Genomic DNA, 22,668 nt, shown 5'->3' on the forward strand with positions numbered 1-22,668 from the left:
CGCCGGTAGCACGCTGGTGAGCGGCCCGGATCACCAGGCCGCCACCTGCGCGCGAACGCGTAAGGTGACGAACTCACGGTCTTCGTCGACGTGTCATGACCACGTATCCACCACGGGTCGGGACACGGGCGGGGACCAGCCGACTCACGGGCGAGTTACGCCACCGCACGCGCAAGGGAGACGCCCCGACCATGGCCGGCATCAGCGGAACCGGCGCCGTGACCCGCAGCACCCTGCGGCAGCAGATCGCGGACGCGCTGCGCGACGAGGTGCTGGCCGGGAGACTGGAGCCGGGGCAGGAATGCACGGTCAAGGAGATCGCCGAGCAGTACGGGGTCTCCGCCACCCCGGTGCGCGAGGCGCTCGTGGACCTGTCCGCGCAGGGGCTGCTGGAGGCCGACCAGCACCGCGGGTTCAGGGTGCGCGAGTACTCCGCCGACGACTATCTGCACATGATCGAGGCGCGCCGCCTGGTCAGCGACGGCATGTTCCAGGCCCTGCTGGACGGGCGGGTGCCGCTGCCCGAGGCGAACCCCCCGCAGCAGCGTCGGCGGGGCGCGCAGGCCCCGGACGACCTGCGCGAGGCCCGGGTGGCCGCCGCGCTCGCCGGGGTGCGCCGGCGCGGCGAGGAGGCCCGCCGGGCCGCCCAGGCCGGTGACCTGACCGTGCTGATCGGCTACGACCTGCGGTTCTGGCGGGAGCTCGGCACCCTGTACGGCAACCCCTACCTCGCCGACTTCCTGCACCGGCTGCGCGTGCAGTCCTGGATGTGCGCGGTGCCGTACCTGCGCCGCCAGGACGACCTGCGCGGGCTGCTGTGGACCGGCCACACCGCGCTGGTCGACGCGCTGGCCGGACGGGACATCGTCGCCGCCCGCTCGATCGTCGCCGCGTACCACGCGCACGCCCTGTCCCTGGCAGACCGGCTGGCCGACGCATGAGCGACACCACCCGCCCGCGCACCGGGCCGTCCTGGGCCGCGCCCGCCGAGGACGACGTCGACCTGTCGGTCGTCATCCCCGCCTACAACGAGGAACGCCGGCTCGGCCCCACCCTGGACGCCGTCACCTCCTATCTCGACGCCGCCGAGGACCGGTTCGGCAGCTGGGAGGTCGTCGTCGCCGACGACGGCTCCACCGACGGCACCGGCGACCTGGTCACCGCCCACCCCGATCCGCGGGTCCGGCTCGTCGCCGCCGACCGCAACCGGGGCAAGGGCCACGCGCTGCGCCTGGGCGTGCTGGCCACCCGCGGCCGGCGCGTGCTGGTCACCGACGCCGACCTGGCCGCGCCCATCGAGGAACTGGACCGGCTCGACGCGGCGCTGGGCGGGGGCACCGCGGCCGCGATCGGCTCACGCAGCGTGCCGGGCGCCTCGATCGGCAGCCGCCAGCACCGGCTGCGGGAACTGCTGGGCCGCGCCGGCAACGTCCTCATACGGCTGCTCGCGGTGCCCGGCATCCGCGACACCCAGTGCGGTTTCAAACTCTTCGACGGGGACCGGGCCCGGGCCGCGTTCGCCGCGTCCCGGCTCGACGGCTGGGGGATCGACGTGGAGGTGCTGCAGCACTTCCACCGCGCCGACTGGCCCGTCGCCGAGGTTCCGGTGCGCTGGTCGCACCAGGCGGGCTCCAAGGTGGGCCCGCTGGACTACGCCCGGGTCCTGGCCGAGCTGGTGCGGCTCAAGGTGCGTTCCTGGCGGCGGGCCGACCTGCTGGCCTGCGCGGCGTTCCTGCTGATGGCGGTGGTGCTGTACGCCGGACGGCTCGTCGACCCCGCCCACCGCTATCTGCCGGACTCGCTGCAGGACCAGAACCAGTGGGAGTGGTTCTTCGCGGTCACCGCCGACAGCGTGGCCCACCTGCGCAATCCGCTCTTCACCGATCTGCAGAACTTCCCCGACGGCGTCAACCTCATGGCCAACACGGTCATGCTGGGCCTGACGGTGCCCTGGACGCCCGTCACCCTCGCCTTCGGGCCGGCCGTGTCCCTCAGCGCCTGCATGACGCTGGGTCTGGCCGCGACCGGCGTCGCCTGGTACCGGCTGATCGTCACCCGCGTCACCGCGCACCGCGGTGCCGCCTTCACCGGTGCGGCGCTGGCCGCGTTCGCCCCGCCGATGGTCAGCCACGCCAACGCGCACCCGAACTTCGTGATCCTGTTCGTGATCCCGCTGATCGCCGACCGGGCGCTGAGGCTGTGCACGGGCGAGCGGGTCCGGCGCGACGGGGTGATCCTCGGACTGCTGACGGCGTACCAGATCTTCCTCGGTGAGGAACCGTTGCTGCTGGCCGCGCTCGGTCTGGCGCTGTTCGCCGCCGCGTACGCGGTGGCGCGCCCGGACGTGGCGAGGGCGGCCTGGCGGCCGCTGCTGCGCGGTCTGCTCACCGGTGCCGCGGTGTGCCTGCCGCTCGTCGCCTTCCCGCTGTACTGGCAGTTCGCCGGCCCGCAGAGCTACGGCAGCGTGCTGCACGGCGACGACGCGGGCAACAGCCCGCTGGCCCTGATCTCCTTCGCCGAGCGCTCCCTGCTCGCGGGCGACGCGCAGCGGGCCGACGCGCTGTCCCTGAACCCCACCGAGCAGAACGCCTTCTACGGCTGGCCCCTGCTGCTGCTCGCCCTCGGCATCGCCGTCCGGCTGTGGGAGCACGCCCTGGTCAAGGCGCTGACGGTGACCGCGGCCGGAGCGGCGCTGCTGTCGCTGGGCCCGCGGATCCGGCTGCCGCTGACCGACCTGACGTGGCCCGGCCCGTGGGCGCTGTTCGCGGATCTGCCGTTGTTCGAGTCGGTGATCGAGGGCCGGGTGGCGATGATCTGCGCCCCGGCGCTCGGCATGCTGCTCGCCGTCGCCCTGACCCGCATGGCGCACCTGGGCGCCCCGGGCCCCCGCTGGGCCGGCGTGGCGAGCGTCGCGCTGGCTCTGCTGCCGCTGGTCCCGGCGCCGTTGAAGGCGGTGGACCGCATCCCGGTGCCCCGGTTCATCACCGCCGGAACGTACAAGGCGTACGTCCACCCGGGCGAGACGCTGGTGCCGGTGCCGCTGCCCGACCCCGGCGCGGCCGAGGCCCTGCACTGGCAGACCGTCGCCGGCCTCGGATTCGCCCTGCCCGGCGGCTACTTCAACGGCCCCTTCGGCCCGGAGCGCACCGGCATCTACGGGGCCCCGCCCCGCGCCACCTCCAGCCTGCTGCGCGACGTCCGCTACAGCGGCGCCGTCCCCGACATCGACGCCGCCCGCCGCGCCCAGGCACGGCAGGACTTCGCGTACTGGCACGCGGGCGCCCTGGTCCTCGCCCCCCAGCCCCACGACGACGCCCTGCGCCGCACCGTCACCGAACTCGTGGGCCGCCCGGGGACGTGGACCGGCGGAGTGTGGGTATGGGACCTGCACGGGCGGACATGACCGGGCCCCCGGCTCCCCGGCCCGCCCGGAAACCGCACCTCACCCCACCGACTACGCTTCCTGATCACCGAGCATCGCATCGCGCTGAGTGAGGAGCCCTCTTTGGCCTGCGACCTGTGGTTGGTACCGCTCGTCGACGTGTTGTGCCACGCCCCCGACAACCCCTTCGCCGAAGAACTCGCCCAGTACAACAAGGCGCTGGCCGAGAACGGACTCCCCCCGGTGCCGGTCCACCCGTACATGCCGGGCCTGTCCGGGGACGTCGCCCCGGTCGCCGGTTTCGACTACGACGCCCTGCACTTCCTGCGCCGCGCCCACCTGCTGACCCTCACCGGCCTGCCGCTGAGCCCGGTCGACGAACTGGGCGGAGACTACGAGCAGTTGCTGGAGATGTTCGAGCCGACCGCCCGTCAGTCGCACCTGGTCTGGCACTACGACCACACCGGCGCCTACGTCCCGCTCGACTTCGCCCACCCCCTGTCCAACGACGACCTGCTCGCCGGCGGCGGACCGCTGGGATCCTCCCAGGCGCTGCTGCGCGAACTCGAGTACGTGGGCCCGGCCCTCGGCATCGACCCGGCCAACCCGCCGGCCCCTCCGGCCCCGCCGCCCGGACCCACCGAGCTGGAGCAGCCGGCCGCGCCGGCGCCCTACGACCCCAGCCCCTACGCCCGCGAGCGCCATGTGTGGTCCTGCCTGTACACGGCGGCGACCCGGAGCCTGGCCCAGGGCGCGATGATCGTGTTCAGCTGACGGAGCGAGCACGGCGGCACGGCGGCCGCCACCTTGCCCGTCGCCCACAACAGCACACGGCCGGCGCGGTTCACCGCACCGGCCGTGTGCCCCGATCTCCCGCTCGCCTGCGTCCGGGCCCTCGGACACCCGGACGCCCGGGCCTGCGGGAGCGCTCTTGTCAGAGGAACGAGTTGATCTGGATCGTCTCGTCGCGGCCCGGGCCGACACCGATCGCGGAGATCGGGGCGCCGGACATCTCCTCCAGTGCCTTGACGTAGCCCTGGGCGTTCTTCGGCAGGTCGGAGAAGGTCTTCGCCTTGGTGATGTCCTCCTGCCAGCCCGGCAGGTACTCGTAGATCGGCTTGGCGTGGTGGAAGTCGGTCTGCGAGTAGGGCAGCTCCTCGACCCGCTTGCCGTCGATCTCGTAGGCCACGCACACCGGGATGCGCTCCCAGCCGGTGAGGACGTCCAGCTTGGTGAGGAAGAAGTCGGTCAGGCCGTTGACCCGGGTGGCGTAGCGGGCGATCACCGCGTCGAACCAGCCGCAGCGGCGGTCCCGGCCGGTGGTCACGCCTCGCTCGCCGCCGATCCGGCGCAGCGCCTCGCCGTCCTCGTCGAACAGCTCGGTCGGGAAGGGACCGGCGCCGACCCGGGTGGTGTAGGCCTTGAGGATGCCGATCACCCGGCTGATCTTCGTCGGGCCGACGCCGGTGCCGGTGCAGGCACCGCCCGCGGTCGGGTTGGACGAGGTCACGAACGGGTACGTGCCGTGGTCGATGTCCAGCAGCGTGCCCTGGCCGCCCTCGAAGAGGACCACCTTGTTCTCGTCCAGGGCCTGGTTGAGGATCAGCGCGGTGTCGGCGACGTACGGCTTGATCTTCTCGGCGTGGCCGAGCAGCTCCTCGACCACCTGGCCGGCGGCGATGGCGCGCCGGTTGTACAGCTTGGTGAGGATCTGGTTCTTGACGTCGAGCGCCGCCTCGACCTTCTGGGTCAGGATCGACTCGTCGTACAGGTCCTGCACCCGGATGCCGACACGGTTGATCTTGTCCGCGTAGGTCGGGCCGATGCCGCGGCCCGTGGTGCCGATCTTCCGCTTGCCGAGGAAGCGTTCCGTCACCTTGTCCAGGGTGACGTTGTACGGCGTGATGATGTGAGCATTTCCACTGATCAGCAGCTTGGACGTGTCGACGCCGCGCTCGTTCAGACCGCTCAGCTCGGAAAGCAGGACCGACGGGTCGACGACGACGCCATTGCCGATGACGGGCGTACAGCCGGGCGACAGGATGCCGGAGGGCAGCAGGTGCAGGGCGTATTTCTGGTCACCCACGACCACCGTGTGGCCGGCGTTGTTGCCGCCCTGGTAGCGCACCACATAATCCACCGAACCACCGAGCAGGTCGGTGGCCTTTCCCTTGCCTTCGTCACCCCACTGAGCACCGAGCAGCACAAGTGCGGGCACGCGCGTACACCCCTTCCGGGCGGGGCATGTCCAAGGTCAGGGGCGTACGCGGGTTCACCGCCGCGTGCACCGCGCGACCCACGTCGGCCGCGCAACCGTCGGACCGGATGCCCCGGAATAGACGAAGCCCCTGGCGCAATCGCGCAAGGGGCTCTTGCACAAAAATGCTACCCGAGGAAGCGAGGCAGGACCGAGGTGGCGACCTTCACGACGCCCGATCAGCTGCTGATGGTCATCGACCCGGTCGCCCGGCGCACGGACGGGGAATCCGTGCGGATCGCCAAGGACGTGCTCAGCGCCGGTGCCGTCACCAAGGTGTGTCTGCCCGAGGACGCGGAGGAGTTCGACCGCGCCCTGGCCCGGCGCGGAGCGCGCCGGCCGGTCGTGGTCGGCGACGACCGGGCGCTGCTGCGGGCGGTGTCGCTGCTGCACCGGCGGCGGGAGCTGGCGGACTGCGTGCTGTCCGTGGTGCCGGTCGGGAATGTCATGTCCCTGGCCCACTCGCTGGGGGTGCCGCCCGGTCCGGTGGCCGCGGCACGCACGGTGCTCGACGGGGTGGTGCGCCGGCGCGATCTGCTCGTCGACGACAGCGACGGGGTGGTGCTGGGCGCGCTGCACATCCCGCCGCCCGGCGACCGTCCGGGGGCGGCCCGGGCGCGGGGCGGGCCGGCGGACACGCCGGCGGACGACGCCCCGGCCGGTGCGGGTGCGGGCCGGGACTGGCTGCGGACCTGCCAGTCGCTGGTGCGGACCCTGGTCGCGCGCCCGCCCCGGGCGGCGGGCGCCGCCGGACGGCGGCCGGTGCGGCTGCGGGTGGAGGTCGACGGGGTCACGGTGGTCGACCTGGACCGGCCGGTGGAGGCGGTCACCGTCACGCCGGGCGCCGAGGGGCGCGCGCAGATCCGGGTGCGGCCGCTGCCCGGCCCCGGCGCCCAGGCCGCACCGCTGCCGGCCGAGGGCCGCACGGTCACCGTCTCCGGCGCGCACTTCCGCTACCGGGCGGACACGGAGATCTCCGGACCGGTGCGGACCCGGACGTGGACGGTGCACCGGGACGCCTGGGCGCTGGTCGTGCCGCAGTCCACGCCGGGGTGAGCGCCGTGCACCGGGGCAGCACCGGGCCTTCGGGATCAGCGCCGTGCACCGAGGGTGCGGGCCGGGCGCCGTGCACCGAGGGTGCGGGCCGGCTGCCCGGCGGTCACCCCACCTCCACGCTCAGCCCCTTCAGCCCCCTGATCACGAAGTTCGGCGTGCGCTCCGGCTCCGCCGCCAGGCGCAGCGTCGGGGCCTTGCGCAGCAGGGCGGTCAGCGAGGCCGCCAGTTCCATGCGGGCCAGCGGGGCGCCGATGCAGTAGTGGATGCCGGCGCTGAAGGAGATGTGCGGGTTGTCGCGGCGGGCGAGGTCCAGGCGCTCGGGCTCGGCGAACACCGCCGGGTCGTGGTTGGCGGACCCGAACAGCAGGGCCAGCTCCGCGCCCCGCGGGATCGTCGTGCCGTCGATCTCGATCTCGTCCAGGACCCAGCGCTCGAACAGCTGCAGCGGGGTGTCGTAGCGCAGCAGCTCCTCCACGGCCGAGGGGACCAGGCCGTGGTCGGCCCGGAGCGCGGCCAGCTGGGCAGGGTTGCGGAACAGCGCCCACCAGCCGTTGACCGTCGCGTTGACCGTGGCCTCGTGGCCCGCGTCGAGCAGCAGCACCGCCGTGGAGATCATCTCCTGCTCGGTGAGCCGGTCGCCCTCGTCGTGGGCCGCGATCAGCCCGGAGATCAGGTCGTCGCCCGGGGCCCTGCGGCGCTCGGCGATCAGCGCGCGCAGATACCCGGAGAACTCCACCGACGCCCGCACCGCCGCCTCGGCCGCCCGCGGCGTGGGGTTCAGCTCGTACATCCCGCAGATCGCCGCCGACCAGGGCCGCAGCTGTGCACGGTCCGCCTCGGGAATGCCCAGCATCTCGGCGATCACCGCGACCGGCAGCGGTTCGGCGACGTCCGTCAGCAGGTCGCCGCCCCCGTCGCGCACCAGGCCGTCGACCAGCTCGCCGGCCAGGCGGTGCACATACGGCCGCAGCCGCTCCACGGTGCGCGGGGTGAACGCCTTGGACACCAGCCGCCGGATCCGGGTGTGGTCCGGCGGCTCCAGATCCAGCATCCCGTGGTCGTTGAGGGTGTGGAACGGCTCGTGCTCCGGCGGGGGCGGGGTACGGCCGAACTCCTCGTGGGTGAACCGGTGGGTGTAGGTGCGGCCCAGGCGCCGGTCGCGCAGCAGCGCCGCCACGTCCGCGTGGTGCGGCACCAGCCACTGGTTGCTCGGCTCGTAGTACAGCACCCGTCCGCGAGCGCGCAGCTCGGCGTAGGCGGGGTAGGGGTCGGCGAGGAACGCCGGGTCCCAGGGGTCGAACGGGAGGTCGCGGACAGCAGCCATGCCCGGGACGCTAGCCCGCCGGCCGGTCGCGGACCAGGGGGTGTGCGGCCGGTGCCACGGCTCGCGCCGCCGGGACCTCAGTACCCCGAGGGCCGGACGAGGCCGCACTCGTAGGCGAACACCGCGGCCTGGGTGCGGTCGCGCAGCGACAGCTTGGTCAGGATGCGGCTCACATGGGACTTCACCGTCTGCTCGGCGACGACCAGCCGCTCGGCGATCTCCGCGTTGGACAGTCCCTGGGCGATGAGGGCGAGCACCTCCGTCTCCCGCTCGGTGAGTTCGCCGACCCGTTTCTTGAGCGGGGAGCGGGGCCGGTTGTCCATCCGGGAGAACTCGGCGATCAGCCGGCGGGTGACGCCCGGCGCCAGCAGCGCGTCGCCGGCCGCGACGACCCGCACCGCCTCGGCCAGCCGGTCGGCGGAGGCGTCCTTGAGCAGGAACCCGGACGCCCCGGCCCGCAGCGCCTCGTACACGTACTCGTCGAGGTCGAACGTGGTCAGCACCAGCACCTTGGTACCGGGTGTCCCGGCGGTGATCCGGCGGGTGGCCTCGATGCCGCTGAGCTGGGGCATGCGGATGTCCATCAGGACCACGTCCGGGGTGAGTTCGGCGACCTTGGCGACCGCGTCCAGGCCGTCCACCGCCTGCCCGACCACCTCGATGTCCGGCCGGGCGTCGAGCAGCACGCCGAACCCCTCCCGGACCATCTGCTGGTCGTCGGCGATCAGTACGCGGATGCTGCCGCTCGTCATGGCCTTCCTTCCCCTGCCGGGTCTTCTTCTGTCGGGGCTGGTTGTGTCGGGTCTTCTTCTGTCGGGTGCGGTGAACCGGTCATCACCGGCGCGTCCGCACCTGCCGTGGGCGCGGCCGGCGGGTGCAGGCGGACCACGGGCAGGCCGTCCGGGTCGTCGTGCTCGATGCGCGGGGCGGGCAGCAGCGGGCCGTCGAGCGAGGTGCCGCCGTCGTGGGGCAGGAACGCGGAGACGGCGAACCCGCCGTGCGGCGTGCGGGCGGCGGTGACCTGCCCGCCGAGCATGGCCGCCCGCTCCCGCATGCCCAGCAGGCCGTGGCCGGCGCCCGGCGACGCCGGGACGGCCCGCTTCGGCGCGGAGTTGACGATGTGCAGGCGCAGGCCCTCGGCGACGTGGACGACCTCGACCCGGACCGTGGAGCCGGGGGCGTGCCGCAGGGCGTTGCTCAGCGCCTCCTGCACGATGCGGTACGCCGACAGCTCCACGCCCGGCGGATAGCTCCGGGCGGTACTGCGCTCGTCCGTCACCTCGAGAGCGACGGCGAGTCCGGCGGCACGGGTGTTCTCCACCAGGGCGCCGAGCCGGTCGAGGGTGGGCTGCGGGGCCTGCGGTGCGGCGGCGGTGCCGGGCTCGCCGAGGCCGTAGGGGTCGTCGGGGTCGGCGGAGCGCAGCACGGCGAGCACCCGGCGCAGTTCGGTGAGCGCCTCCAGGGCGTTGTGCCGGATGCCGGCCAGGTTCTCCTTGAGCTTCTCCGACGGATTCTCCGTCAGATGCTCGGCGACCTGCGCCTGGATGGAGATGACCGACATGTGGTGGGCGACCACGTCGTGCAGTTCGCGGGCGATGCGGCTGCGTTCCTCCAGCAGGGTGCGGCGGGCCCGCTCCTCGGCGGTGAGCGATGTCTGCTGCACCAGTTCCGCCCGGGCCTCGCGGCGCCCGCGCAGGGCGATGCCCAGCACCACCACGACCGCGGACAGGGCGGTGGTGACCACGGCGGTGGACTGCTGGTCACCCGCGCCCACCGGCACCTGCAGGACGTAGGTGACCAGCACGGTCAGCGCCAGCACCTCCAACGCGACCCGGGTGCGCACCCGCAGGGCGAGCAGCAGCAGGACGAACAGGTGACCGATGAGTCCGGCCGCGGTCCACGGCCACTGGAACCCGTCCACCCGCCCGCTCTCCAGGGAGGGCTGCACGGTGACCGCCAGCAGGATCGCCGAGGCCAGGGACAGCCACCACGCCGCGACCGGCCGCCGCAGGGCCAGCACCACCGCCCCCGCCTGGCCCAGCGCGAGCGGGAAGGCGTACTGGGCGACCACCTGCCCGGAGTTCATCTGGTACGACACACCGCCGATGAAGACACCGAACGCGGCCAGGCACACCACCACTTGGGGCAGCCGGCGCAGCCGGCCGGTGACGGGCAGGGGATAGGGCCGCATGGTGCACAGATCGTCCCGCAGCGTCCGCAACCCGCGCAGCACGGCGTTCACCCCGGACAGCAGGACGGCTTTCCCCCTCGACATCACCCGACCACCCTAGGGTGCGGGGCGTCGTCCGCGCCCGGGTGCACCGCCCGTGCCCCGCGCCGGCCGGTGGTGCGCTCCCAGCCGTGGAAGGCCGCCCAGCACACCATCAGGGCGAGGGCGAACACCGGCAGCCAGGCCAGGCGGGCCACCACCCAGCCCGGATGGTCGGGCAGGGTGTGCAGGCCGGGCAGGCGCCCGGCGAGCAGACCGGTGGCGGTGGTCGCCATCAGCGCCGTCTGGTGCCACAGGAAGACCGTCATCGCGGACAGGTTGGCCAGGGCCACGGCCGCCCAGACGAGCGGACGGCGCATCGCGCGGCGCAGCGGCTCGCGCAGCAGCAGGGCCAGGCCGCACTGGGCGAGGCCGAAGGTGACGGCGGCCAGCGTCGGCGGGTTGAGGTTGGAGACCGCCGCGCCCGGGACGCCGACCATCGACGCCGGATAGCCCGCCAGGACGACGAGCCCCGCGGTGGCCACCGCACCGCCGGCCAGCAGCGCCCAGCCCGTGCGGCGGCCGCACAGCTCCCCGCGGGCCCAGGCGGCGCCGAGGGTGAACGGCACCAGCCAGCCGGCGGGCAGGTTGATCCAGCCGAGCAGGCCGGGGGCGCCGAAACCGAACCGCAGCAGGTCGACATGGAGCACGACGGCCAGCGGCCACACCGGGTGCAGCCGGGTCAGCAGCGGTGTCGCGGCCGTCAGCGCGGCGAGGACCAGCAGGAACCACAGCGGGGACAGGGCCAGCTTGACCAGGGTGCGCACCGTGCCCGGTTCCGCGCCGCCCAGCAGCAGCGCGACCGCCACGACCGTCCACAGGGCGAGGACGGCGGCGACCGGCCGGAACAGCCGGGCGAGCCGCCGGCGCAGCCACGGCCCGTGGCCGACTCCGCGGGCCTGCGCCGACAGCCGGCCGCGGGTGGTGACATAACCGCTGACCAGGAAGAACACCGCGAGGGTCTGGAACGCCCAGGAGAACGGCGTCAGGCCGGGCAGGTACTGCAGGGGGCTCGCGGTGTGCAGCTCGGGACGCGCACCGGCCGGCACGACCAGCGCCGTGACCAGCCAGTGGCCCAGCACCACACCGAGGATCGCCCACGCCCGCAGCGCGTCGACCGCACGGTCCCGCTCCGGCGGGGTGGCCTCGTCGATCCGCCGGGCCGCGGCGGACACCCGGGCCGGCAGGCTCGGCGGCGACGGCCTGCCGGGCCGGCGGCCGACGGCGGGCCGGGGCGCGGCGGGCGCCGCCGCGCGGGCTGTGTCGCGGATCCGCCCGGTCATCGCGCTCCTCCGTCCACCGTGAACTCGGTGCCCAGGACGATGCGGGCCAGGTGGGTCAGGCAGGCGGAGCCGGGGGCGAAGTAGGAGCTGTGGCCGCCGGCTCCGGCCGGGAAGGTGCGCGCACCGAACGCCGGGGCCATCGGGTCGGTGCCGAACCCGACCGTGGTCCCGAACAGCGCGGCCCGCACGTGCGGCACATGGGCCACCCAGTCGTCCGCGGTGCGGCCGGCCCAGACGCGGGCCGGGGTGTGCAGCCCGGCCACGCTGCCGGCGCCGGTGCCGGGGCTGCCGAGGAGCACGATGTCGTCCACGGGCAGCCGGTCGGCGGACCGGCCGCACACCACCGAACCGTAGGAGTGGCACACCAGGGTGATCCGTGCGGTGCGGCCGAGCAGGTCCCGCAGCTCGTGCACCGTCCGCCGCAGGCGGGGGGCCGCCTGGTCGGCGCGGCTCGTGGTCAGCACGGTGGTGCTGACGGTGCCGGGGGTGCGGTAGCCGAGCCAGGCCACGACCGCGGTGCGGCCCGGAGCGCGTCGGGCGAGCTGAGCGGACAGTGCCTGGGCGTCCGCGTGGAAGCGGTCGTAGGTGTCGAGGGAGGTGTCCGAGCCGGGCACCAGCACGGCCACCCGGTCCGCACGCGTCAGGTCGCCGAACACCTCGGTGACCAGGCCGGGGCCTCGTCCGTCGAAGGCGAGCAGCCGCCGTCCGGGCGCCGCCAGCCGCCGCTCCGCCTCGGCCCGCCGCGCGTCGCCGTGCGCGGCGGCCCACCGTGCGGCCCGCGCCGCGTCCGCCCGGTGCGCCGCGTACGCCGCGTCGAGCGTCGTCCGGCTCGGTGCGGCGACGGCCGCCGGGGCCGGGGCGGGAACCTCGGGCCGGGCCGCGGCCGACAGCGGGACCACCACGGCCGTGGCGACGAGGGCGGCCAGCAGGGCCCGCCACCACCGCGCCCCGCGCCGCCCGGCACGCCTCGTCCCTGCGTCACCGGTCGCGCCACCGGTACGCGTCTTCGCGTCCGCGACGGCCCGGCCCGTCCGTTCCTCGTCCATGGGTCGTCCCCTCCGTCGCGCTCGCCCGTCGAGCGCATCCGGAGGGGACCGTACGGAGCGGCCGGTGTCGTCCGCGTCCCGCTGCGGAGCCGTCCTCGGTCGTAGCTCTCAAGTACTACGGGTACGGGTACGCCAGGGGCCGGCTCCCCACGGGGACGACGACGGCCGCGGTGGCCGCTCACCGTGCACAGGCCCGTTCACCAGGCCAGTTGGGCGATCTCCTCGGCGACCACCGCGCAGGCGCCCGTGCCGGGGTCGATCAGCGGGAAGTGCCCGACGTCCTCCAGGAGGGTCAGGCCCACCAGTTCGCCGGCCTTGGCCGCGGCCGTCGTGTAGGCCTCCGCCACCGCCTGCGGCACGTCCACGTCCCCGCGGCCCTGCACGATCGTGGTCGCGATACCGGTGGGCAGCAGCATCGCCGGGTCGGCGTACGGGCGGCGCACCGAGAACTGATCGTCCCCGCCCAGCAGTTGCCGCGCGGCGTCGCCGCACACGCCGAGCTTGTCGGCGACCTCGAAGTCGGCGATCGGGGCGAGGGCGACCACACCGCGCAGCGGTGCGGGCCGGTCGGTGCGCCAGGGCGCGTCGGCGGGCAGCATGTGCCGGGCCGCGGCCCACAGCACCAGATGGCCGCCCGCGGAGTGCCCGGTGAGCACCATGCGCCGCGCATCGGCCTGCGGAAGCTGACGTTCCACCAGTCCGGGCAGGGCGTCGAGCGCGGCGGCCACGTCGTCGAAGGTGTCCGGCCAGCGGCCCGCCACCGGCTCTCGGCCCTCCGCGTCACCGCCCGCGGGCCCGCGCCGGTACTCGACGCTGGCCACGGCGAACCCCTGGTGGGCTAGGAAGGCCGCGAACGGCGAGATGTGCCGCCGGTCGTACGGTGCCCGCCACGCACCGCCGTGCACGACCACGACGAGCGGGGCCGGCGCACCGGGGACCGGGGAACGGGAGGTGCGCGGGGCGTAGAAGTCGATCAGCTGGTCGGGGTGGTCGCCGTAGGCAGCGGTGCTGTCGGGCTCGGCCGGCGGCCGGGACAGCAGCGACTGCTTCTCCGCGGCGGAACGGGCGGCGGTCCGCGCGTCCGCCTCACGGCCGACGGCGCTCCCCGGTTCGGCTCCCTCGCGGCGTGCGGCGGCGTCCGACATGCTCCAACCTCTCAGCGACTGAACGGATAGGGCGGATCAGGGGTGGGGGGCGGCGTGTGCACCGTTGGCGGGACGGTACCAGGCCGGTGACATGGCGCCGACACGCGGATATGACGCGCTGTGCGGCGCACCGGCAGGGGCGCGGTGCCGGGCGTGACCGCGCCCCCGTCCGGCGGCACGTCACGTCCCGGCGAGCACCCGGCCCAGCACCCGCGCCGCCCGCTCCACGTCGGCGAACCGCAGGTACAGCGGTGTGAACCCGAACCGCAGCACGTCCGGGTGCCGGAAGTCGCCGACCACACCGGCGGCGATGAGCCGTTCCATCACCGGCCCGGCGTCCGGGCAGCGCAGCGCCACCTGGCTGCCCCGTTCCTCGTGCGCCCGCGGCGTCACGCACTCCACCCGCCCGGTGGGCACGTACGCGGCCACGCAGTCGAGGAAGAAGTCCGTCAGCGCCAGCGACTTGGCCCGCACCGCCTCGACCGACACCCCGTCCCACACGTCGAGCGCCGCCTCCAGCGCGAGCATCGACAGGATGTCGGGGGTGCCGACCCGGCCGCGCACGGCGCCCTCGGCCGGCACATAGGTGGCGTGCATGCCGAAGGGTTCGGCGTGCGAGGTCCAGCCGGGCAGCGGAGAGTCGAAGCGGTCCTGCAGCGCACGGCGCACGTACAGGAACGCGGGGGCGCCCGGGCCGCCGTTGAGGAACTTGTAGGTGCAGCCGACCGCCAGGGCGACCCCGTGCTCGTCCAGCCCCACCGGCAGGGCGCCCGCGCTGTGGCACAGGTCCCACACCGCGTACGCGCCCGCCTCGTGCACCGCGGCCGTCAGCGACGGCAGGTCGTGCAGCCGGCCGGTGCGGTAGTCGACGTGGTTGAGCAGCACGGCCGCGGTGCGTCCGGACAGCGCGCCGGGCACCTCCTCGGGCACCACCGGGCGCAGCGTGCACCCGGTCATCCGGGCCGCCGAGCCGGCGATGTACCCGTCCGTGGGGAACGTCGTGGCGTCGACGAGGATCTCGTCCCGCGGCCCGGAGCCCTGCTGCTCCTGCCGGGCCAGGCGGACCGCCGCCACCAGCGCCTTGAAGACGTTCACGCTGGTGGAGTCGCCCACCACGATCTGGCCGGGTGCCGCCCCGAGAAGCGGGGCGATCCGGTCGCCGATCCGTTCGGGCGCGGTCCACCAGCCGCTCTCCTGCCAGGACCGGATCCGCAGCTCGCCCCACTCGCGGCGCACCACGTCCGCGAGCCGGTCCGGCACATGCCTGGGCAGGGCGCCCAGCGAGTTGCCGTCCAGATAGACCACGTCGTCGAGGACGAACCGGTCGCGCAGGGCGCGCAGCTCGTCGGCGGCGTCCAGTTTCTCGGCCCGGCGCAGCAGTTCCGGGGCACCGGCGGATGCAGACTCAGACAGTTCACACATACGACCGCGCCGTCCACAGTTCGGGGAACACGTATGTCTGCGCCCGTTTCTCCAGCCAGGCGACTCCGGCGGAGCCGCCCGTGCCGGGTTTGGCGCCCATGGCACGCCGGGTGGCGACCAGATGGTCGTTGCGCCAGCGCCACACCAGTTCGGCCACGTCCGTCAGCACCTCGCCCAGCCGGACCAGGTCCTCGGGGCCGTCGCCCGCGTAGATGTCCGCCCAGGCCGCCTCCACGGCGGGCGAGGGCTCGTGGCGCTGCGCGACGTCACGGCCGAGGACCTCGTCCGGGATGGCGTATCCGCGGCGGGCCAGCAGCCGCAGCACCTCGTCGTACAGGCTCGGTTCGTGCAGCGCCTTCTCCAGTTCGCGGTGGGCGCGCGGCGACCCGCGGTGCGGGACGAGCATCGACGCGGACTTCTCGCCGAGCAGGAACTCCACCCGCCGGTACATCGCGGACTGGAAACCGGACCCCTCGCCGAGGGCGCCGCGATAGCTGTTGAACTGAGCGGGGGTCAGCTGGGCGAGCGGTCGCCAGGAGGCGTTGAGCGCCTCCAGTTCCCGTACGGAACGTTTCAGCGCGGCGATCGCCGTCGGCACGTCGTCCGCGCGCAGGGCGCGGGACGCGGTCTCCCACTCGTGGACCAGACAGGTGAACCACAGCTCCATCACCTGGGTCGTGACGAGGAAGACCATCTCCCCGGGATCGTCGGACAGAAGGTGCTGCAGATGGGTGAGCACGTCGGCGTGGACGTAGTCCTCGTAGGGGGTGGTGCCGTCGAAGTCGAGTTGCGGGGTGACGTGCTCGACGGCCTCAGCGGGCCGAGGGGTCGGCTGAGCCTGGTGGGACATCGCTGTCTCCTGCTGTACTCCGGGTAGCGGTCCGCCCCTGCCGATGCCGGCACGGGGGCCCCGGTCCCCACCCGCATCCTGCGCAGCATCCCCGGGGATCGCAAGGCCCGCCCGGACGGGCCGGGCGGGCCGTCGTGCTCCGACGGGCGCAGGATCCGACGTGCGCGGCGGGGATCAGCCCAGGGTGCGGGCGGCCGTCTCCGAGGAGTCCTTCAGGAACTGGGTGCAGCGCTCGTACTCGTCCTGCTCACCGATCGCCTGGGCGGCACGCGCCAGCGCGTGCAGGGCGCGCAGGAAACCGCGGTTCGGCTCGTGCTCCCAGGGCACCGGGCCGTGCCCCTTCCAGCCGTTGCGGCGCAGGGCGTCCAGGCCGCGGTGGTAGCCGGTCCGGGCGTAGGCGTACGCCTCCACGGCCGCGCCCCGCTCCAGGGCGTCCTCGGCGAGCTGCGCCCAGGCCAGCGAGGACGCCGGGTGACGGGAGGCGACCTCGGCGGGCGGGGTGCCCTGGGCGAGCAGGGTGCGGGGCTCCGGGTCGTCGGGCAGGTGGGTGGGGGGCGGACCGCCCAGCAGATTCTCGTGAAGCGTCATGGTCCCAGTCTGCTCGATCACCGCTGGATCGCGGCGCGGACGGTCCGCCACGGGCACGCGGGCACCCGGGGACGCGGGCATGCGGGGACGCGCGAGCGCGGCGCGCCGGGCGCCCGGACGCACACCGGGGCCCGGCGGCGGACACGCACCGGGGCCCGGCACGCGCGGTGCGTGCCGGGCCCCGGGTGAGGCGATGACGCCGTCGCCTCGGCGGGCGACCGGCGTGACCGCGCTCAGGCGCCTTACTTGATCTTCGAGCCGGCCGAGCGCAGGTGCCGGCAGGCCTCGACCACACGCCGGGCCATGGAGGCCTCGGCGAGCTTGCCCCAGGTGCGCGGGTCGTAGGCCTTCTTCGAGCCGACCTCGCCGTCGACCTTCAGCACGCCGTCGTAGTTCTTGAACATGTGGTCGGCGACCGGGCGGGTGAAGGCGTACTGGGTGTCCGTGTCGATGTTCATCTTCACCACGCCGTTCTCCAGCGCGGTGTGGATCTCCTCCAGGGTGGAGCCGGAACCGCCGTGGAAGACGAAGTCGAACGGCTTGCTGTCGGCCGGGCGGCCGAACTTGGCGGCGACGCCCTCGTTCAGCTCCTTGAGCAGCTCGGGACGGAGCACCACGTTGCCCGGCTTGTACACGCCGTGGACGTTGCCGAAGGAGGCGGCCAGCAGGTAGCGGCCCTTGTCGCCGAGGCCGAGGGCCTCCGCGGTGCGGATCGCGTCCTCGACCGTGGTGTACAGCTTGTCGTTGATCTCGTGGGAGACGCCGTCCTCCTCGCCGCCGGTCGGGGTGATCTCGACCTCGAGGATGATCCGGGCGGCGGAGGTGCGGGCCAGCAGCTCCTGGGCGATCTCCAGGTTGTCGGCCAGGGTCTCCGCGGAGCCGTCCCACATGTGGGACTGGAACAGCGGGTTCTTGCCGGACTTCACGCGCTCCTCGGAGATCGCCAGCAGCGGCCGGACGTACCCGTCGAGCTTGTCCTTCGGGCAGTGGTCGGTGTGCAGCGCGACGTTCACCGGGTACTTCTCGGCGAGGACGTGCGCGTACTCGGCCAGGGCCACGGCGCCGGTGACCATGTCCTTGCTGTACTGGCCACCGAGGAACTCGGCACCGCCCGTGGAGATCTGCACGATGCCGTCGCTCTCCGCCTCGGCGAAGCCGCGCAGGGCCGCGTTCAGGGTCTGCGACGACGTCACGTTGATGGCCGGGTAGGCGAACTTGCCTGCCTTCGCCCGGTCGAGCATCTCGTTGTAGACCTCGGGGGTTGCGATGGGCATCTGTCCGCTCCTCTATGTGCGGGGTGTTGTGCTTACGGCCCTGACCTAGACCTGGGGGACGTCATCGTCGGCCCCATCTTCGCAGAAGATCCCGGAACCTTCGGACACCTCGTCCAAGCCGTGGACAAGTGGGTCGGCGCGGTGGAAGCCCGCGCGACCCGTGCGCCCGCGCGCGGGATCCGGCTCAGTCCAGCCCCAGCTCGTCCTTCGAGTACGCGAACAGATACGGCACCCCGGCGGTCTGACGGATCTTCTCCGCGGCCCCCGTGGCCCGGTCCACGATCGTCGCCACCGCGACCACCTCGGCGCCCGCCTCGCGCACCGCCTCGACCGCGGTGAGCGGGGAGCCTCCGGTGGTGGAGGTGTCCTCCACGACCAGGACGCGGCGGCCGGCGATGTCCGGGCCCTCCACCCGCCGCTGCAACCCGTGCGCCTTGGCCGCCTTGCGCACCACGAACGCGTCCAGTGTGCGCCCGCGCGCGGCGGCCGCGTGCAGCATCGCGGCGGCGACCGGGTCGGCGCCCATGGTCAGCCCGCCGACCGCGTCGTACTCCAGGTCCGCGGTCAGATCGAGCAGCACCTGGCCGACGAGCGGGGCCGCCGTGCCGTCCAGGGTGATGCGGCGCAGGTCGACGTAGTAGTCGGCCTCGAGCCCCGACGACAGGGTCACCTTGCCGTGCACCACGGCCTTGTCCTTGATCTGCTGCAGCAGCTCGCCGCGAACGTCGCTCATGCCGGCCAGCTTATGCGGCACGCCAGGTCCAGGTCGTCGTGGCCTCCAGCGGCTCCAGAAGCGTGACCAGACGCGGGCAGGTGTTCAGGCCGTCGGGCGGGCCGGTCTGCGGCTCCACGCACACCGCGGCCTCCTGCTCGTCGTAGACGACGACCCACTTCTCCGGGCTGGTCACCCGCAGCTGGAGCTGCCCGGGCCAGGTCACGGTGACGTCGACGCCCTCGGGCATGCCGAAGCAGTCGTCCCACGGTCCGGGCTGCGGGTCGATGCGCCGGCCGGTGGGCAGGTGGTCGGCACCGCGCTCCTCCTGCCAGGCGGGCTCGAAGTCCAGGCGGACGTCCTTGCCGCCGAGGTTCCGGTTGAACCACGGGTGCCAGCCGATCTGCGCCGGGAAGCTGGACCCGCGCGGCTCGACGGACATCGTCAGCGTCAGCGAGTCCTCGGTCAGAGTGATCACCTGGGTGACGCGGCCCGGGTAGGGCCAGGGGTCGACGAGGTCGTAGGTGAGCACCGCCTCGTTCGCGGTGACCCGGGCGGTGTCCCACGCGGCGTCGCGGGCGGTGCCGTGGATGGCGTGCGGCGGGGAGTTGAGCGGCATCTGGTGCACCGTGCCGCCGTCACGGAACCGGCCGTCGCGGGTCCGGCCGCACCAGGGAACCATCGGGAAACAGCCGTACCGCTCGCCCTGACGCAGCAGTTCCAGGCCGCCCACCCGGAGCCCGGCGATACGGCCCCCGTTGTCCGGCCGGACGGTCGCCTCCGCGTCGCCCGCGGTCAGCGTGATCTCTTCGTTGCTCACGCGACGAGGCTACTGGTCCGGTGCACAGCGGGCCCGGCGGCGCAGGCGGCCGCCGGGCTGGGTCACCGGCGGCGCCGGACGGCCCGGCCGACGACGATCGCGCCCGCCACCACCAGGGCGGCGGCGGGCGCCGCCCAGCGCAGCGGGGAGCTGGTGGAGACGGTGAGCGGCGCGGGCACGGGGGCGTAACGGCCGCGCGGCGGGGCGTGATCGACCTCCTCCGCGCTGCGCCCGATCATCGTGCGCCGGGCGTGCGCCGCCTCGGCGGGCGGCTGCGCGCCCCCCTCGCCGGCGCCGGTGGCGTCGCTGTCGTCGAGGTCGTCGAGGTCGTCGTCGTCGGCGAGCGGGTCGAGGGAGGACGGCGGGATCTCGGTGTCGAAGACGGAGACGTGCTCGGTGGTCTCGGAGGTGCCGGCACGACCCGGCTCGGCGGTGTCGGCGGCTTCCGGCCGGCCGGTGTCGGCTGCTCCCGGCTCGGCGGTCTCGTAGCTCCCGTCGCTCCCGCCGGAGGACGGTTCCTCGGAGGACGGCTGCTCGGAGGACTGCTCCTCGGAGGACGGCTCCTCGGCGGACGGCTGCTCGGAGGCCGACTGCGCAGAGGCCTTCGCGTCGGTCGCGTCGGCCTGCGGCGGGACCGGGGCGTCGTCCGCGTCCGGGCCGGCCTCGAAGTCTCCCGTCGCCAGTGGGGCGACGTCCTCGGTGGCCGAAGACTGGGCGGTCCCGCCGCTGTCGTGCGACCGGTCCGCCCCGGTGCCGAGGTGGTCCGCGAAACGGTTCAGCAGCCGCAGGACGGCGGCCCGCACCACCTCGGAGTCCAGCTCGGTGATCCGCCCGCCGGCCGAGACGGTGCCGTCGACGGCGAGCACCGAGCCGCCGTCGGTGCCGCGGACGCTCAACCGCAGCGCGAGCTTGACGGTGCCGGCGCCGCGGGCCTCCGCCGCCTCGCCCTCGGCGTGGACGTCGCCGTCGTCGCGGCCCGTCAGGCGCAGGGTGCCGCGGTAGGTGATGGAGGTGCCGCCGATGCGCAGCCGCAGGCGCCCGGTGACGGGCTCGGCGTCCTCCTCCTGCTGGAAGCCGGGGACCGCCCGGGCCACCTGGACGGGGTCGGCGAGCGCCGCCCGCAGCCGCTGGGCCGGGACCGGAACGAACACCTCGTGCTCCATGTCAGCCGAGGTTACCCAGTGACGGCACGGATTACCCCCCTCCGGACGGACCCGGCCGCGGTCATCTGTCGCCCGGCCGCACCAGCCCCGACTCGTAGGCCACCACGACCGCCTGGGCCCGGCTGGTCAGGCCGAGCTTGGTCATCGTGCGGTTCAGGTGGGTCTTGACCGTGGCCTCGCTGATGCTCAGGCGGTCGGCGACCTCGGCATTGGTCAGGCCGCGCGCGACCAGCCCGAGGACCTCGGCCTCCCGGCCGGTCAGGGCGCCGAGCGCGGCCGGCGGGGCGGCACGCGCCGAGGAGTCCTCGGTGCGCCGGGTGAAGGCCTCCACCAGTCGGCGGGTGATGCCGGGCGCGAACAGGCAGTCGCCGTTGTGCACGGCGGTCACCGCCGCGAGCAGCCGTTCGGGGCCCGCGTCCTTCAGCAGGAACCCGGACGCCCCGGCGCGCAGCGCGCCGTACACGTACTCGTCGAGGTCGAAGGTGGTCAGGACGAGCACGCGCGGCGCGGGGCCGTCCGCCTCGGCCAGGATCGCGCGGGTCGCCTCGATGCCGGTCATGCCGGGCATCCTGATGTCCATCAGCACGACGTCCGGCCGGGTCTTCGCGGCCAGCTCCACCGCCTCGGCGCCGTCCGCCGCCTCCCCGACGACCTCCATGCCGGGGGCGGCGCGCAACAACGCGACCAGCCCGCTGCGCACCAGGAACTGGTCGTCGGTCACCAGGACTTTGATCATTCCGTGACGGTGTCTTCCCGGCGTGCGCACCGCTGCGGCGCCGGCAGAGTCAGATGCACGCCGAATCCGCCCCCCGGACGCGGGCCGACGACGATCGTCCCGCCGTAGAGCTTGGCGCGCTCACGCATCCCGATCAAGCCGTGACCGGTGGTCGGCGCCGATCTGGCCGGATCCGGCTCCTTCCGGTGCCGCTCGGGGCCTCCGTCGTCGATGACCGTCGCCTCCACCTCGTCGGCGCGGTAGACCAGCCGCACGGCGGCGCGGGCGCCGTGGGCGTGTTTGAGCACATTGGTCAGGGCCTCCTGCACCACCCGGTACACGCACAGCTGCACCCCGGACGGCAGCGGCCGCGGCTCGCCCTCCACCGTGACCTCGACCCGCACGCCGCCCGCGCGGATCCGGTCGATCATGTCGTGCAGCCGGTCCAGGCCGGGCGCGGGCTCCGCAGCGGCTCCGCTCTCGGCGGCCGTCTCCGGTGCCCCTGGGCCGCGGTGGCCCGTCTCCCCGGCCGGGTCGTCCTTGCGTGTCTCGCCGGCCGCTTCGTCCGCGCGCAGCAGGCCGAGCATGCGCCGCAGTTCGGTCAGCGCCTCGCCGCTGGTGGTGCCGATGACGCCGAGCGCCTCGCGCGCGGTGCGGGTGTCGGAGTCGACGACGTACCGGGCGAGGCCCGCCTGGACGTTGATGACGGCGATGTGGTGGGCGATGACGTCGTGCAGCTCGCGGGCGATGCGGACCCGTTCTTCGGCGACCTCGCGCCGCGCCCGTTCGGCCTGCTCGGCGCGCAGCCGCTCGGTCAGCTCGGCGGTGCGCCGGGCGCTGTGCCCGAACCGCCAGATCACCAGCGGATAGGCGATCGCCTGGCCGACCACGGCCGGCATCGCGTCCGAGTCGCTGACCGCCCCGGCGTAGACCCACACCCCGCCGAGCAGGGCGGCGCACCCGGCGGTGATCCGGGTGGGGCGGGCGACGGCCACCGTGTAGAAGGCCACCATGGCGGCCGGGGAGTTCACCACCGGCCAGTGGCCGAGCGACACATAGACGGCCCAGCACAGACGGACGAAGAGGAACACGGCGACCGGAGCCCGGCCGCGCAGGACCAGCGGCAGATTGGCCAGGGCGACCAGCGTCCAGCCGGGCGCGTCCAGCGGGGGCCATCCCTGGGTGGCGGCCTCGGCGCCGAGCAGACAGGCGACGGCGGCCGGGGCCAGCGCCGTCAGGCCGTCGGCCGCGCGGGCGTGCAACCGCATCGCCGCAGCGTAAACCCTGTGCCCGACGCGGCGTCCACCCTGTGGGGTACTGCGCTGGGTGGAGTCGAGCCGCGGCGTACCGCGAGGGTGCACG

General features: G+C 74.1%; 20 protein-coding genes. 4 read left to right on the forward strand and 16 right to left on the reverse strand.

Translation table 11 applies throughout. The annotated features are described in order from the left end of the window. Positions 1-191 precede the first annotated feature (191 nt). The 3 genes from OG899_RS12375 (at position 192) to OG899_RS12385 (ending at position 4,156) form a co-directional block, all read left to right on the forward strand. Positions 192-941 (forward strand): GntR family transcriptional regulator, encoded by a 750-nt coding sequence (locus tag OG899_RS12375; protein ID WP_125498974.1) that lies wholly within the window; start codon positions 192-194, stop codon positions 939-941. Next, positions 938-3,403, forward strand: a complete 2,466-nt coding sequence (locus OG899_RS12380; RefSeq protein WP_125498973.1) for a dolichyl-phosphate beta-glucosyltransferase — start codon at positions 938-940, stop codon at positions 3,401-3,403. Before OG899_RS12375 ends, OG899_RS12380 begins: the two co-directional genes overlap by 4 nt. A gap of 102 nt (positions 3,404-3,505) precedes the next feature. Continuing rightward, entirely contained in the window at positions 3,506-4,156 is a 651-nt protein-coding gene (locus tag OG899_RS12385; RefSeq protein WP_125498972.1) for a hypothetical protein, read from the forward strand. 160 nt (positions 4,157-4,316) lie between these two features. On the opposite strand, the gene OG899_RS12390 is transcribed toward OG899_RS12385, so the two are convergent. Then, positions 4,317-5,600 (reverse strand): adenylosuccinate synthase, encoded by a 1,284-nt coding sequence (locus OG899_RS12390; RefSeq protein WP_125498971.1) that lies wholly within the window; start codon positions 5,598-5,600, stop codon positions 4,317-4,319. A gap of 228 nt (positions 5,601-5,828) precedes the next feature. Here OG899_RS12390 and OG899_RS12395 point away from each other — a divergent pair, with 228 nt between their 5' ends. Beyond that, the gene (locus OG899_RS12395) at positions 5,829-6,695 is read left to right on the forward strand and encodes a diacylglycerol kinase (RefSeq protein WP_125498977.1); all 867 of its coding nucleotides are present in this window, start codon (positions 5,829-5,831) and stop codon (positions 6,693-6,695) included. Between the two features lie 103 nt (positions 6,696-6,798). On the opposite strand, the gene OG899_RS12400 is transcribed toward OG899_RS12395, so the two are convergent. The 15 genes from OG899_RS12400 to OG899_RS12470 form a co-directional block, all read right to left on the reverse strand. Next, positions 6,799-8,019, reverse strand: coding sequence for a cytochrome P450 (locus tag OG899_RS12400; protein WP_125498970.1), 1,221 nt, complete (start codon positions 8,017-8,019; stop codon positions 6,799-6,801). Positions 8,020-8,096: 77 nt separating this feature from the next. Further along, positions 8,097-8,771 (reverse strand): response regulator transcription factor, encoded by a 675-nt coding sequence (locus OG899_RS12405; RefSeq protein ID WP_125498969.1) that lies wholly within the window; start codon positions 8,769-8,771, stop codon positions 8,097-8,099. Further along, on the reverse strand, positions 8,768-10,294 hold the full coding sequence (locus OG899_RS12410) for a sensor histidine kinase (RefSeq protein WP_168131925.1): 1,527 nt from the start codon (positions 10,292-10,294) through the stop codon (positions 8,768-8,770). The genes OG899_RS12405 and OG899_RS12410 overlap by 4 nt, the downstream gene beginning before the upstream one ends. Then, on the reverse strand, positions 10,294-11,571 hold the full coding sequence (locus tag OG899_RS12415; protein WP_125498967.1) for an acyltransferase: 1,278 nt from the start codon (positions 11,569-11,571) through the stop codon (positions 10,294-10,296). The genes OG899_RS12410 and OG899_RS12415 overlap by 1 nt, the downstream gene beginning before the upstream one ends. Continuing rightward, positions 11,568-12,617 carry an alpha/beta hydrolase gene (locus tag OG899_RS12420; protein ID WP_189427835.1) on the reverse strand — a complete coding sequence of 350 codons (1,050 nt, stop codon included), beginning with the start codon at positions 12,615-12,617 and terminating at the stop codon, positions 11,568-11,570. Before OG899_RS12420 ends, OG899_RS12415 begins: the two co-directional genes overlap by 4 nt. A gap of 197 nt (positions 12,618-12,814) precedes the next feature. Further along, complete coding sequence (locus OG899_RS12425) at positions 12,815-13,762, reverse strand: S9 family peptidase (protein ID WP_125498965.1); 948 nt, start codon at positions 13,760-13,762, stop codon at positions 12,815-12,817. A 180-nt stretch (positions 13,763-13,942) separates the two neighbouring features. Continuing rightward, positions 13,943-15,184 carry a kynureninase gene (gene kynU / locus OG899_RS12430; protein ID WP_125498964.1) on the reverse strand — a complete coding sequence of 414 codons (1,242 nt, stop codon included), beginning with the start codon at positions 15,182-15,184 and terminating at the stop codon, positions 13,943-13,945. Next, positions 15,177-16,034: a tryptophan 2,3-dioxygenase family protein gene (locus OG899_RS12435; protein ID WP_125498963.1), complete on the reverse strand. Its 858-nt coding sequence runs from the start codon at positions 16,032-16,034 to the stop codon at positions 15,177-15,179. The genes kynU and OG899_RS12435 overlap by 8 nt, the downstream gene beginning before the upstream one ends. A gap of 174 nt (positions 16,035-16,208) precedes the next feature. After that, positions 16,209-16,622: a DUF3151 domain-containing protein gene (locus tag OG899_RS12440; protein WP_125498962.1), complete on the reverse strand. Its 414-nt coding sequence runs from the start codon at positions 16,620-16,622 to the stop codon at positions 16,209-16,211. A 242-nt stretch (positions 16,623-16,864) separates the two neighbouring features. After that, positions 16,865-17,896 carry a class II fructose-bisphosphate aldolase gene (fbaA, locus tag OG899_RS12445; protein ID WP_125498961.1) on the reverse strand — a complete coding sequence of 344 codons (1,032 nt, stop codon included), beginning with the start codon at positions 17,894-17,896 and terminating at the stop codon, positions 16,865-16,867. Between the two features lie 184 nt (positions 17,897-18,080). Further along, on the reverse strand, positions 18,081-18,629 hold the full coding sequence (pyrE, locus tag OG899_RS12450; RefSeq protein ID WP_125498960.1) for an orotate phosphoribosyltransferase: 549 nt from the start codon (positions 18,627-18,629) through the stop codon (positions 18,081-18,083). Positions 18,630-18,639: 10 nt separating this feature from the next. Continuing rightward, entirely contained in the window at positions 18,640-19,428 is a 789-nt protein-coding gene (locus OG899_RS12455) for an aldose 1-epimerase (protein ID WP_189427834.1), read from the reverse strand. 62 nt (positions 19,429-19,490) lie between these two features. Beyond that, positions 19,491-20,591 carry an SRPBCC domain-containing protein gene (locus tag OG899_RS12460; protein ID WP_189427833.1) on the reverse strand — a complete coding sequence of 367 codons (1,101 nt, stop codon included), beginning with the start codon at positions 20,589-20,591 and terminating at the stop codon, positions 19,491-19,493. A gap of 61 nt (positions 20,592-20,652) precedes the next feature. Further along, a complete protein-coding gene (locus tag OG899_RS12465) occupies positions 20,653-21,327 on the reverse strand; it encodes a response regulator transcription factor (protein WP_125498957.1) in 675 nt (224 codons plus the stop codon). Next, a complete protein-coding gene (locus tag OG899_RS12470; RefSeq protein WP_125498956.1) occupies positions 21,324-22,574 on the reverse strand; it encodes a sensor histidine kinase in 1,251 nt (416 codons plus the stop codon). The genes OG899_RS12465 and OG899_RS12470 overlap by 4 nt, the downstream gene beginning before the upstream one ends. Between the last annotated feature and the right edge of the window lie 94 nt (positions 22,575-22,668).

The sequence above is a fragment of the Streptomyces thermoviolaceus genome, from assembly GCF_045209695.1.
Classification (GTDB): domain Bacteria; phylum Actinomycetota; class Actinomycetes; order Streptomycetales; family Streptomycetaceae; genus Streptomyces; species Streptomyces thermoviolaceus.